The organism is Alkalihalophilus pseudofirmus, assembly GCF_029094545.1.
Taxonomy (GTDB): domain Bacteria; phylum Bacillota; class Bacilli; order Bacillales; family Bacillaceae_D; genus Alkalihalophilus; species Alkalihalophilus pseudofirmus.
In genome coordinates, this window is record NZ_CP117835.1 from 1,626,836 (window position 1) to 1,639,637 (window position 12,802).

A 12,802-nucleotide genomic window follows, 5' to 3' on the forward strand; every position below is an offset into this window, starting at 1 on the left:
GAGTAGACTATACAATCACCTTAATTAAGGTGCGGATATGGTAGTCGTTGAGGGTCTATCATAGCACAGCCTTAGATAGTTCCCTGCTTATTGTCCATTATTATAGCGGTTAGTTTTTGACGTACGCCATCCCTATGCTTTTTTCTGCCTTTCGGCTACATTCACGAATATCTTTTCAGATTGCGTTTTAGTGTATAGGGCTTTAGGATTTTCAAGCATTTAAATCCGTTATTCAACCTACATTTCTGCAAGAGGGCACTAAAGTTAATGCGAGTCTAAATATCTCTCATTTTCATTTAAAGCTGAATTGTGAGAGTTGAGTGCTGCACCAGTAGCGTTTTGAGCTTCTGAGTATTGTTGCATCAAGGTTAGGAATCGGCTGAGTTGGAAGCGCCCAGCTAATTGAAGAGACAGGTTCTGTTGTTGTTCTGAGTTTAGATTTCCCCAATTATTTCCAAGGTCATCAAGAATATCGCCTACATTGCGTAGCTGACCCATAGAATCGTAAACTGCCACACCTGCAGCCTCTAAACCTTCAATGCTGCCATTCATAGTTGTTATTCTAGAATAGATAGTTTTCAAGCTATTCCCTAAAATATTTCCGGATTCTCGTGTTACTTGACCTCATTTATACCGTCTCTTTCGAGATACTTTAACACTTAGAAGAGTCGGATTAGACCATATCTTTACCCTTACAGTAGTTGTAATAGGGCAGTCAGCACTTCCAAACTACGAGTTTCACGTAGAATGTACTCCATAAAGGATGGTCGTTACACCTTCAAAGATTTGCATCTAAGCTTGGCACGGTATTACCATATTATCTAAATATAACTTAGGCTTCCACCGTTAGCACATTTAAAATGCACACCCTGCATTTGCAGGTTCACTGACTTTTTTCATTTTGTATTACTACAAAAGGCGACAATTTTATCGCTGTGGCATGTCCTACGAGTTGCTCCATTTCTACACCAAAAGTATTCGCCGCTCCCGTTTTAGTCGCTTATTTCTAAACGCACAGACTATATCATTACCGTAAATTTATTTGACGGTATTCGGCACTTCGATTAGTAACTCATCATCTAACCTACTCCCAAAGGGATAGTCGTTGCACCTTCCTCGTTTTGAGGCTTGGCACAGGATTGTCATATGGTTTTAAACCACTTAGATTTCCCTGTTAGCATGTCTATCCACTGTCATTTCCTACAGCTACTTTATAAGTTAGACACACACCCTTGAGTAATAAGGTTCACCGAATTTTCTATATAATGTTTCCATTATTAGGGGCTAAATTTAACCCGCCTTCTGAATACTTTGAGCAAGGTGTTCAGTTGTAATCGCAAAATTGTTCCTTTTTACCCTGTATTTCTACATATTTATGTAGGGAGTAGACTATACCATTAACTCATTCTAAGAGTTACCGATTGGTAGTCGTTGAGAGCTTTCCATATCAATTTATTGACTTAGGACTATCTCTGCTGATTGCCCAATCTAATCAATTTTCAGATGCAGGATATATTTCTATAAGCCTGCTACTATGATTAGCTCTAAGGGGTTTCCAGCATATTCTCGGTTTTCTTATAATGTCACCACTATAAGGGACTTTTACAAATCCACTTCGTTCAATGCGTCTACAACTCGCATGCTTTCTGTTGCTTCAATATTAAATACTTTAGTAGCGGCAGTTAATTTACTCATTGATTCTTCTAAGCTCATTGTTGAAACGTTGCTCATGAGAGTAGCCATTTCTGCCATAGAAGTTAACTCATCATCACGGAAGCCTTGACGTGCGAAGCCAATGATTGCTTCATTCACCTCTTCTAGTCGATTTCCGAGTCGATCAGCAATTTCAAATGAATTTTGTAAAGTTTTCTCAATGTCCGCTTCTCCACCTGTAACACGAGAGAGAGTAGTCATTTGTGTATTAATGTCAATGAGCGTTTCTACCAATTCTCTTCCAATTCTTATAGGTTGGTAGAAAATAGTAGCCGAAGCCATCCAGATGGGGAATTTTACCAATGCGGTACGCATCATTTCTGTAACACCCATACCAGACTGTTCTAATGCTCCTGCTGCTGTTTTAGCATTTGCGCTTAATTCAGTGAATTGCATATTCAAGCTACGCATTGCATTTTGTAGGTTAGGTGTAGATGTGCTTAAAGCTCTAACTTGACTTTGATATGCCCTTAATCCTGCATCATCTACAGTAGTACCATGTGTTCGCCTTATATTTTGAACATTAACTTGTGCTTGACGTTGGTATAAGGCAAGTTGTCGCTGAAGCTCTGCAGTTTTCTCTCGCTCTTTTCGTGCAGCCTCTTCAACTAATCTTCTAGTTTGTTGCTCATATCTTAGATTTCTTTCACGGGCATTGGCTTCCTGCTGGCTTCTTTGTTGAATGGCTTGTCTAGTAGCTTGCTCATATCTTAGATTTCTTTCACGTTCAGCTTGTTGTTGCTTGTTTAGGTTATATCGAATTTTTTGCTCTTCTTGAAGTGCTCTCTCACGTTGTTTATCTAGTTGAATAGACTGGTCGGCAAATTGCTTTGCATCCCTACTTGCCTCACGAACTGACTGAGAGGTTTGAGACATTGCACCTACTGTTCCTCTAGCCTTCTTTTCAATCTCCTCGAATGCTCCACCTATACCCTCATAATGAGTCCTAGCTACTTTTACACCACTAGGAAGAAGAGCTTCTTCAACTACTTTTCTGGTATTAAGAGCTTGATCTCCAACTGCTTTCATTCTGGTGTTAAACATTTCAATTTGCTTTAATGCGTTTTGATCTATGTTTATTTTTAAGTTAAGCTGTTTTCTATTTACAACTTTTTGTAATTGTTTGATTGAAGTATTGATTTCCGAAACAGAAGCACCTTGATTTATGCCTGCCGTTATGAGAAAGCGAATATCACTACTCATAGTTTCACTCCTTTCTAAAAATAAATAAAAAAAGACAGCTCAATAATTAACTGTCTTTAAAGGAACTTATTAGATTTTCTAGGCTTTCAATTTCAACAAGTGTATCAATTAAGTAATCATTTCCATTAGATTCTAATTCATATATATTAGCTCGGAATGTAACTATCATAGAAAAAGTATTCATAATCAGTGTTTGCTCACCAATGTTAAATTCTTCAAGATTTTCATAGTATTTTTCAACAAAACTGATAATAACTTGGTCTTCATCTTTTGTAGTATTTTCTTTTTTAGCTACTGATTCTTTCAGTATGTTGATAATCAGGTGAGATGAATTCCAAAGTTCATGGTCAATCATTTCAGGTGACTCTCCATATAAGTTATCGCTTGCTTGAGATGAAGAATTGCATGCTGATAGCAATAATATTGAAAATATAACTCCAAATAAAACCACTCTTTTAAGCATATAAAACACCCTTTCACATATAGAATATACCTACTATTTTATTGGTATGTATTTCCTATAGTATATATGAAAGGGGAGGGGTGTATCAACTTACAATCTTATCAATTTTAGAACTTAGCTTTATTTTTAAATTATTTATGTCCTCGGGATATAAAGCAATGAAATGGTATTTATCTAGCGATTCATAGAACTCGACTTTTCTTTTTGTTTTATGCTGATACTCTTGCCAAATATCGCCTCTGTCCCCCATTAAACCAAAGTACTCTACTATTATATTGTCATTTATAATCCAATCGGGGATATAACTTTCGTTGTGTTTCACATTATGAAATAAATTTCTACTTTTGTAAGTTGGTCTTTTAACTTTATTATATTTTGTTATTAAGTAATCATGAATAAGTTTCTCAGGTTTAGATAGCAATTTAGTGCCATCAATTGATATATTTTGTTTGTTGAACTTATACTGCGGATATATTAATCCTAGTATAAACTCTGAGTCATACATTGAATATAGAGTAGTCAAAGAGTAAGCTTCAAAGAAATCCTTAAGTCTGATATTATGAAGTTCGCTAACCGAATTAACCTCTCCAGATTCTATTATTTTATTCACAAGCCATTCATATGCCTCTCTAACATTTTTGGGATCACTCCAGTACTTCTGAGGGACTCTAGTAATCTCCCAATGTTTCCATTTGTTAGGGAATTTATAATTTACGGCAGAATATATCGATAAATTAAAACAGTGAGTTAAGAAGGAGAGGAGTCCATATCTTTCGAACAATTCTCTGCTAATAACTTTTGGTACGTCATCCTCGGTTTTAATAACTCCGTCTTTGTGTAGCTCATCAAAAAACCAAGTTAACACCTTTTCTTTACTTAGTTCATTTTTATAAAAGTTTTTATGAACAGGAAGATTCCACTCTTTAAATGTTTCGGGATATGCTGTAATCAACACTTTAGAAAAAGACCCGCTATAATAAGTAATCAAAGAGCCTAATCCATAATCTGAAAGAATCTTTTTCATTCCCTTAAACCGAGCAATATCCTCGAATTTCTCTATTCTTTCATCTTTAATCATTTCTTCTATGAGCCAATCCACCGCCCATTTTACATTATCTATGTTTCTCCAAAAGTTTTTAGGAACTCTGTTGAATTTCCAAGGCTCGAACTCTCCATTGAAAGCACTGGTTAAAATATCTGAAAGACCAAAACTATCTGAAATAGGTGTTAGTCTGTATTTTAAAAATGCTTTTTTATCCACCATCTTAGGAACATCTTGTAACGATTTTAATTCATTTGCATCAATCATCATTTCCACCATATGTGAGACTAAGCTTTTTGCCTCTTCGAGAGTTATGTTGCTAAAGTAGCAATTTGGAAAGGTTTTGCGTTTTCCACTTAGAATTTCTTTATAGATGGACAGTTTATCCAACTCTTTACCACGTTTAATCATATTTAACCCGTTTAACTTATCCTTGCAATTTTTACAGTTAATTTTAATATTATTGTTAATTCGATATTTATATGTGTCATTTCTAGTACTGAATTTAACTCTACAATTATCGCAATATACATCGATAACGTGTTTGGTCTGATCGGTTAGATGTAAAGCGTCTACTTCAAATTCTTCGAACATCTTTGTAAATTTATACCCTAAAGATAAAAAATGTTGCTTGTTCTTTGAGCCCCACTTCACCTTAATCTTCTGATTTTCTACAATCGCCATCCCTCACCACTCCCCATAATCACTAATCTAATCATTCAACTATCCAATCAATCCTCCAGCACATCCACTAACTCAACATCCTCATCGTGAACATACATATCACCTATGTATTTACCATTTCCATCATATAGCTTAATAGTCTTACCGACCATGTTTACATTATGATATCCATGTTTACGCCTCTCAATTTCATCTTCATTACACTTTACAGATACAGTGAGTTTTAACTCTCCGAATATTTCATACACAATAGTTGATCTCCTCTACAATTGGAATGTTTTTCTTGTTAGCTTTATAATACTACAACTAACTACATGTGTAAAGTAGTTTCTTTATAAAAGTGTAAAATTATTTATTGTGCATAAAGAGTTGATAAACTGTGTAGCAACTACTATAATGTTATATAACGTAGTAGCTCATTGTAGTTTAATGAAGTTTATTTAAATTTAAGTAAGGTGAGGGGAATAGGGTGGCTAGAAAAGTCGTTAGAAAGAGATCGCAAATCAACGCAACAATAAACAAAGAACTGCACGAGGAAATTAGAAATCTCTCTTTAGAAACCGATATCCCAATCTCCAAGCTATTAGACAAAGCAATTGAAATGTTGTTGAATGAAATGGTTGAGAAGCAAGGATATGTAAGGATATCTAAAAACTAAAACAAAGAAACCATTTCTTTATCTGTAAGTAGGGTAGGGGAGTGGTTTTTGGTTTTTATATGTGGATTTGTTGTTGGATGCTGCGATCCCTAAATATTCTAACTAAATAATGTCAACCAACACAAAAACCTCCACACACTCACAATAGAGTAGGGGGGAGGTTTAATCTTTTCGTGCTTTTTCAATTTTTAGCTTATTCTTTCTAATAAGCCGTATTAACATTTTCTTAGGAATGTCTTCCTGTTTGTTTTTAGAGTAAATATTGAGTAGATATACCGTGTTTTCACTTGTTACTAAATATTCTATTACTCTAAACCCACCTGACAATCCTTTGTTTGCACTTGAGTTCTTCATCCGCTTTTTAAATACTTTATTGCCGTCATTGGCAACGCCCTGAATATCTTCTCCAAGATTACCATTGTCTTCAATATCAGCTAGCAGTTCTTCATAATCATCAACCATTTTGGGATATTTCTTAAGCAGTTTTCTAAACTCTGCTTCAAATGTTGGGGTAGTTTCAACTGTGTATTTTAGTTCGGTCATAATGTTATTTTCTGCGAAGCTCCTTGAGGAATTCTCTACCTGATTTTTTACGTAGTTGACCATTTTGAATCATTTCAACCTCACGTAAAGCTTTTTGAGTTTTTCGATGAGATTTCTTTGGAGTGGCTTCAAGTGTTTGTGGACTCATATCTTTCTCCTCCTCTTTACACATATACTCACCGCCCGTTAATTAAAGTGGTATTAGTATATGGTTGTCTATAAGGAAATTATACCAATTTTTGTTGACAAAGACAACACTAAAGGTTAACGGGGAGTGGCGTTATTTAATGAAGTACTGTGATGACTAACGTTATTTTCTAGTAAATGAAGAAAGGATATTCGCTTCGGTAGGATGCTTAGGTCTAACACGCCCAGATATTAAATTCCTTTTCTTGGTCTCTGACTGGAATCTTGAAATGGCATCAGCATATTTAATATTATTCTTTCTGACCCGATCCTCAATTTGATTCAATGGTATTCTTTTCATTTTACCGCCACCTTAGTATTTCTCTATTTGAAGGTAATTGTAACGCTTGAGGAGAGTTCTATTCAATAATTATTGAATGATATTCGAATTTATTCTCAGCGTAAGCCGCAGACACTAAAAGTTGTATTTTAAGAAGTGTCTAAAACCTTGATTTTACTAGGTTTTTTGCATGTGTATTTTCCAATAAAAGTGTCATTTTATTGTGTGATGTGCTGCGTACAATTTGTCATTTAGTCACATGTAGACTACCCAAGGGAAGGGTAGTGTAAATCTAAATAAATGGTAATTAGAATATTTGATTTCGCTCTTCTTCAAAGTCTCTAAGGTCGTAATGCTTGATCGTTGTGGAAACATCGTTATGCTGGGCAACGAACTTTGAAACAATCTCCAATGGAACTTTTTTAATTTCTAATAAGTATGTAATAGCAGAAGCTTTAAAGATATGAGGATTAATTCGTCTACCTAGAATATCACTTAAGATATCTGAACAGAAGTAATCTGCCCAAGACTCAGACATCATCTTAGGTTCACCTTTATATTTCGTTGAGAAGATATATTCACACTCATAATCTCTTTTGTCAATCCACTTCTTCATATATTCTAATGCTTCTTTATTGATCATGTAATTCAGAGGCTTTCCTTCTCCAGTACCTTTTCCCATGACTAGATGAGATAGCACATAGTTCTGACCTTCAGGAATTTCATAATCTAATATCTCAGTTTTAAATTGAATAATCTCGGCTCTACGTGCTCCAACATTAAATGCAGTTGATAGCCAAGCCATACCCAAATAATTCTCATCTGATTCAAGAACTTTCATCATATCCTGATATTCTTCATATGTAATCTTTACTTTGTCATATGTTTGAGTTTTAGGAATAGGAGGGAGACCACGAGTAAAGTTTCTAAACTTTTCATACCTGTCATCATCTTCTGCAACGATGTTCTCAATGTAGTTGTTCAGACTGGATACAGCAGCTTTCTTGAGTGCTTGCCCACTAGATGACATTCCTCTGTTTTTTAGGAAGCTAAGATATCTAAGAAAGTCACGCTTAGAAATTTTATATAAAGGTTTACCATTTAGTGAAGTCTCAACCCAATAGAAAAACTGTTTAAGGGCAGAAGTATATTGTAGAAATGTTTTCTTTCTAAAAGTATTAACTTCTAGAAATTCTTTGACTAACTCTCTATGATCCTCTGAAACAGTGCTCCACATCTCAGGAGTTACATCTGGCAATTTCTTTGCTCGTTCCCTAAGCATATTTTTCTCAATTTTAATCTCCGACATTAAATCACCTACCTTTTAATTTCAATTACCATACTTTATTTATTACATTACATTAAACCCACGCTTACGAAGATCGCTCAAGAAAGCAGCTCTTAAACCTGCGTCATTCTTCAATTCTTCCACAGCAGTGTCTCTAAATCTACGAGGGACATTTTCAAAAGGGAAGGACATTGTATATCCATCTGCTTCGTGGACAATGTAGGCAATGTCTTTTCCATCTTCGTTACGTGTATTGACAATCATTAAACCATCAATGGTTAACTGAACTTCCCAAGACTCTTTTAGTTGTCCTGTACGTGTGTAAAACTGAGGATTATAAGATTGATATACCTCTACTTCAACATGTCTCTTAGCAGTTTCTACAGCATGCCTAGCTACACTACCTTGCTTATCACGTAGAGTAGAGTTGACTGCAGCTTCAATTCCTGCAAACAAACTACCTAAATCAGTAAAATTTTTACTCCTTACCATGTCATCACACCTTTAAATAAAAGAACGCTTTTAACTTATTGAACGATTTCTGCACCTAGCTCATCATCAAGTTTTTCTAACTTCTTCTCAGCAGTTGTTTCAGCTTTCACTTTTACTTGTTCAAAAGCTTTCTCAATAACTTCACGATTTTTCAAATCTAATTTCTCCATCTTTTGATTGATCTGCTCTTGAACACGTTGCATCTGTTCTGCAGCTTGAACTTTACGTTGGAACATATCTTGAATCTTCATTAGTTCATCTTGGTCAAACATATCTTCCATCATTTGATAGAAGTAATCCGATCCAATTAATGCATTGCATTGTTGAATCTTTTCTTTAATGTCCTCAGAGATATCATTACCTAGTTCTGTAAAGTATTTAATAGCTAAAAACATTAGGTATGATTGCTCATATGTATAATCTATTTCAATTCCTAAATCTTGAATTTGAGGAATGTCATTTACGTATTCATTAATCAACTCTTCAACCGTTGAAAGCTTAAAGACAGGGTTGTATTTTAATGTTTCTCCATCCTCAAAAGTATGAGGGACACGTTTATCTAAATCTTTATTATGTTGCTCAATCTTTTTAAGTGTTAATTTCTTAGCTTTTGCCACTCATATCAACTCCTTTTAATCGTAAAATGGGCAGAACTACATAAAGTAATCCTACCCATAATTTTAACTTATTTTATTTATTAACCTTCGATTGGAATTCGCTTAATTGTTCCAATTGTATCGCTACGTTCTGGCTTAAGAACTCGGAACGACATTTCTTGTACAGAGGCTTCACGAGCAGAAGAAGTGTTAAATGAGAAATCAGAACTTGGTTTTACACGAGCATATTCAAACTGAATGTAGTTAGTAGGTTGCTCATCGTGACCAATTTCTAGAGTTTGAAGTACAATGCGAACATCAGCAGGGAACTTAGATGCATTGATATCTAATTGTTGAGTCTTTTCGTTAGTAGCATATGTATAAGTTAATACTTGTACTTCTTCACCATCAGTAAGACCGTCTTCGATAGAAACTGATTTTCCAGTGACAGCAGCATTTAGCACTTCTGTTCCATCAGTCTTTTTAATTACCACTTTATCGATATCTAAAGGTTCTTTATCTAGTTCGAATGTGTATCCATCTGTACTATCTCCTGCAACCTTATACCATTTCGGGAAAGCCCAAGCAACTCCCTCACCAGTAATAATATCAGTACCAACATGCTTAGCTAATGTCTCAAGTTTAAATGTTGGTGTATTACCTGTAATTTCGATTTCACGCTTACCGTGTAAAATAGCAATTAGTGCATCTCCACGACCAGCATTAACATCACTTGTTTCAGTTGTAACGTTGATGTTTGATTCTTGTAGTGTATCGTGAGCTAATACATCACCATCACGATCAATTACTAACATTTCAAAAATATCTGCGATTAAAGCCATTCAATACCATCTCCTAAAATTATTTTAATTTATTATAAGTAGGGTTGTATTAAGATACGCTATCTTTCAACTTGCCTAACTTACTATCTTGTACAAATACATCATCATAAGGATTCTTATGAAGATCTGTCTTTTCAGCAAAATGATCTTTCCCAATTTCTGTTGAGTGACCAATTAATGCCAAGTTTGTTTCGTATGCTTTGAACTTTCCTAGTCGAGCAAACAGTGCTTTTAATTGGTAAACTGTGTAATCTGCTATTTCGCTTGGGTGTTTACCCATAGCTACAGCAAGAGTTGTTACATAATCTTCAATCCCCATATCGATACCACTTTTGGCTCTAGTTTCTAAGACTTTATCAGCAAATTGCTGAACCAACTTATTCTTGTAAACTTTAGGCTCAAATAATAAATTTTGTTTCATGATTACACCTCTAACAACATCATAGTTGTTTCGGTTGATCTCTCCATTATCTAGCTGAAACTTTAACCCATTGTGGTCAACGTGATATCTGACATCGCTTTGTCTCAGAGACTCTTTGAAAATTTCAACTAAGTTTTGAAGAATTTGTTCACCCTCATTGCCTTGCACAGCCGTAAGAAATATTAGATCTAGCAGCTTAACATCCTTGCCTTCGTTATCTTTTAGAATTTCTTCCATGTTAAAATGCTGATAACCTATTGTAATAAGGTTTGCCTTAGACATAAATCTTTCATAGACATGCATTTTAACTGAATGTAGATTTCCTACTCCTTCAATACATATAGGGATATCGAGAATATGATTTACTGTTTCATGGCTAAATAAATCCTTCGTCATTACTTTAAACTCCCAAACGTAAAGGCTAATCGATAACCTGTATAGCTGGTAGGTAATGCATTGAAATTAATCTGACCGCCTTCAGTAAAATCAACTTTCTGTATCCCTGTAATACGCTTATCGAACAATAGGTGAGACAATCTATCACAAATAGTCTCCATTCTAAAGTCATTAGAAAATGAATTATGAGTTAAAACATCAATAAATATTTCTTGATTAGCCGCAAGATAATTACCTGTTGATCTTCTTCTATTAGGATAGATAAGCACACGACACTTCTCAGCACCGTCAAGACCGTCAAATTTAGGTGCAAATACAATCTTGTCTTGAACGTGTTTATATAGTTCAGAAGGATTCATTTCTAAGATGTTCGGTCTTTCTGATGTAACTATTAAGATATCGTCATCTATGTTCTCAGCTCTATAAGTAAGCAGTCTCAACAGTTCTTCGTCTTGTCTTAATACATTGAAAATTTCTATCATGTTTTGACGTAATCTCATTTAATCACACTCCATTAACTGCGGAAGTGAAGTACGTAAGTATTTAATAATGTTCATACACTTAAAGACTTCACGCTTAACGACTTCATGATTATTGTCCATGAGTATAAACTCATCATATAAAAACTCTAAAGTAAGGAGGAGAGAGGTGAATTGGGAATTTCTTTTAAGGAAGGGGAGATATTCTCCTAAGCTTTCAAACTCAAGAAGAATAGTATGGATATTCTTAAAAGCCGACAGATTACTTTCTTCATAGCTGAATAGAGCGTTATGTAGTTTTTTAGCTCTGAAATCTAAATACTCATCAATGTCTACGTCACTAAAATAGTATCGCTCCTTTTTCATTTTAAAGCTCCATTATATTTTATTTTATTATTCGCTTTGGATCTTGTCAGTAAACAATCGAGTAATCCCTTTACCGTTGCTCACTCTTGTAATGTCTACATTGATAATGCGATACCTGTCACCAAACATATTAAACTCCATACCATCTTTTAAGTCTTGGTCTTCGGAGTAGGGGAAGAATATTAACATTCGTCCAGATGGTGCATTTATTTTACTATCAAACTCAGTGTAAACATTAAATCGTGCGTTAACTGTAGCATAGCAAGGTCTTTCAAAGAATATTGGCTTAACGCTTCCGTATATAGGCTGACCTATGGAAGTATAACCTGTGATTTCACGCTCTTCACCAATTTTAACTCTGATGTGATTATTCGATTTTAAAGCATAATAAACAGGTAGTAATTCACTTTCGTTGCTATCATAGACAACATAAATATCGTCATCCATTTCAATAATCCCGCCAATTTCTGCATGGAAATTAGGTTTAAATGTAAATGAACGCTGATCTGATTGGGATTGTGTATATTCATTCGATCTTTTCTCATATGAAATCATTGCTTCTGTTTCAATACCTTCATAACTAACAGCTTTAACAGAAGGGGAACGTCCGAAAGTTTGATTAACTACTTGCTTCGTATTGTTAGCCCTTGCTTCTAACTGATTTCCACCCATCCGATTCATTCTTTTACGAAAAGTTGAATAGTCACTCATCAAAACCACCTACTTAAAGTCATTTAAATCACGACCATGATAGGAATATTTACTTACTAGAGATTCTACTTCGTTTTTATAGTTATCTCGTAACTCACGAATTTCTCTAATATGGTTTGCTTGTGAATATAACTTATAATCTTTTGAACTCATTGACTGCTGCACTAATTCATCTGTATTCAATTTTGGACTTAAATACTCAATCAGCATAAGTATAGATAGGATTTCAATCTCTAATCCATCTAACTTCTCATTAAATTGTTTTAGCACAGTGTCATTGGAATATAAGTCTTTTCGACAGAATAGAAAGTGGGGGATAGCTGACATAAGCCAACCTTCTAATTCATCTTCCATTTGCTCGTCACTTACATCCACAAAAGACCACGTTTGTATCTTTTGTAGGAAGCGGCTATACACTTCTTGAAAGCGAGTAGGCATG

General features: G+C 34.8%; 17 protein-coding genes and 1 pseudogene. 1 reads left to right on the forward strand and 17 read right to left on the reverse strand.

Features of this window, described 5'->3' with window-relative positions; translation table 11 throughout:
* Positions 1–264: 264 nt before the first annotated feature.
* The 5 genes and pseudogenes from PQ478_RS08400 to PQ478_RS08420 all read right to left on the reverse strand — a co-directional run.
* Positions 265–603: pseudogene (locus tag PQ478_RS08400) on the reverse strand (phage tail tape measure protein); the annotation flags it as partial.
* Between the two features lie 999 nt (positions 604–1,602).
* Entirely contained in the window at positions 1,603–2,916 is a 1,314-nt protein-coding gene (locus tag PQ478_RS08405; RefSeq protein WP_289236452.1) for a phage tail tape measure protein, read from the reverse strand.
* Between the two features lie 46 nt (positions 2,917–2,962).
* Positions 2,963–3,379, reverse strand: a complete 417-nt coding sequence (locus PQ478_RS08410; RefSeq protein WP_289236453.1) for a hypothetical protein — start codon at positions 3,377–3,379, stop codon at positions 2,963–2,965.
* Positions 3,380–3,464: 85 nt separating this feature from the next.
* Positions 3,465–5,105 carry a DUF4046 domain-containing protein gene (locus PQ478_RS08415; RefSeq protein WP_289236454.1) on the reverse strand — a complete coding sequence of 547 codons (1,641 nt, stop codon included), beginning with the start codon at positions 5,103–5,105 and terminating at the stop codon, positions 3,465–3,467.
* Positions 5,106–5,152: 47 nt separating this feature from the next.
* A complete protein-coding gene (locus tag PQ478_RS08420) occupies positions 5,153–5,353 on the reverse strand; it encodes a hypothetical protein (RefSeq protein WP_289236455.1) in 201 nt (66 codons plus the stop codon).
* A gap of 221 nt (positions 5,354–5,574) precedes the next feature.
* On the opposite strand from PQ478_RS08420, the gene PQ478_RS08425 reads away from it, so the two are divergent.
* A complete protein-coding gene (locus PQ478_RS08425) occupies positions 5,575–5,763 on the forward strand; it encodes a ribbon-helix-helix domain-containing protein (RefSeq protein WP_289236456.1) in 189 nt (62 codons plus the stop codon).
* 162 nt (positions 5,764–5,925) lie between these two features.
* On the opposite strand, the gene PQ478_RS08430 is transcribed toward PQ478_RS08425, so the two are convergent.
* From PQ478_RS08430 to PQ478_RS08485, 12 genes are all read right to left on the reverse strand, one after another.
* Positions 5,926–6,306 (reverse strand): hypothetical protein, encoded by a 381-nt coding sequence (locus PQ478_RS08430; protein WP_289236457.1) that lies wholly within the window; start codon positions 6,304–6,306, stop codon positions 5,926–5,928.
* A gap of 4 nt (positions 6,307–6,310) precedes the next feature.
* A complete protein-coding gene (locus PQ478_RS08435) occupies positions 6,311–6,454 on the reverse strand; it encodes a hypothetical protein (RefSeq protein ID WP_289236458.1) in 144 nt (47 codons plus the stop codon).
* 162 nt (positions 6,455–6,616) lie between these two features.
* Positions 6,617–6,793, reverse strand: coding sequence for a hypothetical protein (locus PQ478_RS08440; protein WP_289236459.1), 177 nt, complete (start codon positions 6,791–6,793; stop codon positions 6,617–6,619).
* Positions 6,794–7,079: 286 nt separating this feature from the next.
* Positions 7,080–8,081: a tyrosine-type recombinase/integrase gene (locus tag PQ478_RS08445; RefSeq protein ID WP_289236460.1), complete on the reverse strand. Its 1,002-nt coding sequence runs from the start codon at positions 8,079–8,081 to the stop codon at positions 7,080–7,082.
* Positions 8,082–8,123: 42 nt separating this feature from the next.
* Positions 8,124–8,552 carry a YomN family phage-derived protein gene (locus PQ478_RS08450; protein ID WP_289236461.1) on the reverse strand — a complete coding sequence of 143 codons (429 nt, stop codon included), beginning with the start codon at positions 8,550–8,552 and terminating at the stop codon, positions 8,124–8,126.
* 35 nt (positions 8,553–8,587) lie between these two features.
* The gene (locus tag PQ478_RS08455; protein ID WP_289236462.1) at positions 8,588–9,169 is read right to left on the reverse strand and encodes a YomO family phage-derived protein; all 582 of its coding nucleotides are present in this window, start codon (positions 9,167–9,169) and stop codon (positions 8,588–8,590) included.
* Between the two features lie 80 nt (positions 9,170–9,249).
* Positions 9,250–9,990, reverse strand: a complete 741-nt coding sequence (locus PQ478_RS08460; RefSeq protein ID WP_289236463.1) for a YomU family phage tail tube protein — start codon at positions 9,988–9,990, stop codon at positions 9,250–9,252.
* Between the two features lie 49 nt (positions 9,991–10,039).
* Complete coding sequence (locus PQ478_RS08465; protein ID WP_289236464.1) at positions 10,040–10,807, reverse strand: hypothetical protein; 768 nt, start codon at positions 10,805–10,807, stop codon at positions 10,040–10,042.
* Positions 10,807–11,307 carry a YomW family phage-derived protein gene (locus tag PQ478_RS08470; protein WP_289236465.1) on the reverse strand — a complete coding sequence of 167 codons (501 nt, stop codon included), beginning with the start codon at positions 11,305–11,307 and terminating at the stop codon, positions 10,807–10,809. Before PQ478_RS08470 ends, PQ478_RS08465 begins: the two co-directional genes overlap by 1 nt.
* The gene (locus tag PQ478_RS08475) at positions 11,308–11,652 is read right to left on the reverse strand and encodes a hypothetical protein (RefSeq protein ID WP_289236466.1); all 345 of its coding nucleotides are present in this window, start codon (positions 11,650–11,652) and stop codon (positions 11,308–11,310) included. It lies immediately after the preceding gene.
* 27 nt (positions 11,653–11,679) lie between these two features.
* On the reverse strand, positions 11,680–12,363 hold the full coding sequence (locus PQ478_RS08480; RefSeq protein ID WP_289236467.1) for a hypothetical protein: 684 nt from the start codon (positions 12,361–12,363) through the stop codon (positions 11,680–11,682).
* Between the two features lie 9 nt (positions 12,364–12,372).
* The gene (locus tag PQ478_RS08485) at positions 12,373–12,801 is read right to left on the reverse strand and encodes a hypothetical protein (RefSeq protein ID WP_289236468.1); all 429 of its coding nucleotides are present in this window, start codon (positions 12,799–12,801) and stop codon (positions 12,373–12,375) included.
* Position 12,802: the final 1 nt, after the last annotated feature.

What these genes read in the sequence shown, in the direction of transcription:
- PQ478_RS08405 (WP_289236452.1), bottom strand. Translation starts at nt 2,916, where the DNA reads ATGAGTAGTGATATTCGCTTTCTCATAACGGCAGGCATAAATCAAGGT.
- PQ478_RS08410 (WP_289236453.1), bottom strand. Translation starts at nt 3,379, where the DNA reads ATGCTTAAAAGAGTGGTTTTATTTGGAGTTATATTTTCAATATTATTG.
- PQ478_RS08415 (WP_289236454.1), bottom strand. Translation starts at nt 5,105, where the DNA reads ATGGCGATTGTAGAAAATCAGAAGATTAAGGTGAAGTGGGGCTCAAAG.
- PQ478_RS08430 (WP_289236457.1), bottom strand. Translation starts at nt 6,306, where the DNA reads ATGACCGAACTAAAATACACAGTTGAAACTACCCCAACATTTGAAGCA.
- PQ478_RS08435 (WP_289236458.1), bottom strand. Translation starts at nt 6,454, where the DNA reads ATGAGTCCACAAACACTTGAAGCCACTCCAAAGAAATCTCATCGAAAA.
- PQ478_RS08440 (WP_289236459.1), bottom strand. Translation starts at nt 6,793, where the DNA reads ATGAAAAGAATACCATTGAATCAAATTGAGGATCGGGTCAGAAAGAAT.
- PQ478_RS08445 (WP_289236460.1), bottom strand. Translation starts at nt 8,081, where the DNA reads ATGTCGGAGATTAAAATTGAGAAAAATATGCTTAGGGAACGAGCAAAG.
- PQ478_RS08450 (WP_289236461.1), bottom strand. Translation starts at nt 8,552, where the DNA reads ATGGTAAGGAGTAAAAATTTTACTGATTTAGGTAGTTTGTTTGCAGGA.
- PQ478_RS08460 (WP_289236463.1), bottom strand. Translation starts at nt 9,990, where the DNA reads ATGGCTTTAATCGCAGATATTTTTGAAATGTTAGTAATTGATCGTGAT.
- PQ478_RS08465 (WP_289236464.1), bottom strand. Translation starts at nt 10,807, where the DNA reads ATGACGAAGGATTTATTTAGCCATGAAACAGTAAATCATATTCTCGAT.
- PQ478_RS08470 (WP_289236465.1), bottom strand. Translation starts at nt 11,307, where the DNA reads ATGAGATTACGTCAAAACATGATAGAAATTTTCAATGTATTAAGACAA.
- PQ478_RS08475 (WP_289236466.1), bottom strand. Translation starts at nt 11,652, where the DNA reads ATGAAAAAGGAGCGATACTATTTTAGTGACGTAGACATTGATGAGTAT.
- PQ478_RS08480 (WP_289236467.1), bottom strand. Translation starts at nt 12,363, where the DNA reads ATGAGTGACTATTCAACTTTTCGTAAAAGAATGAATCGGATGGGTGGA.
- PQ478_RS08485 (WP_289236468.1), bottom strand. Translation starts at nt 12,801, where the DNA reads ATGCCTACTCGCTTTCAAGAAGTGTATAGCCGCTTCCTACAAAAGATA.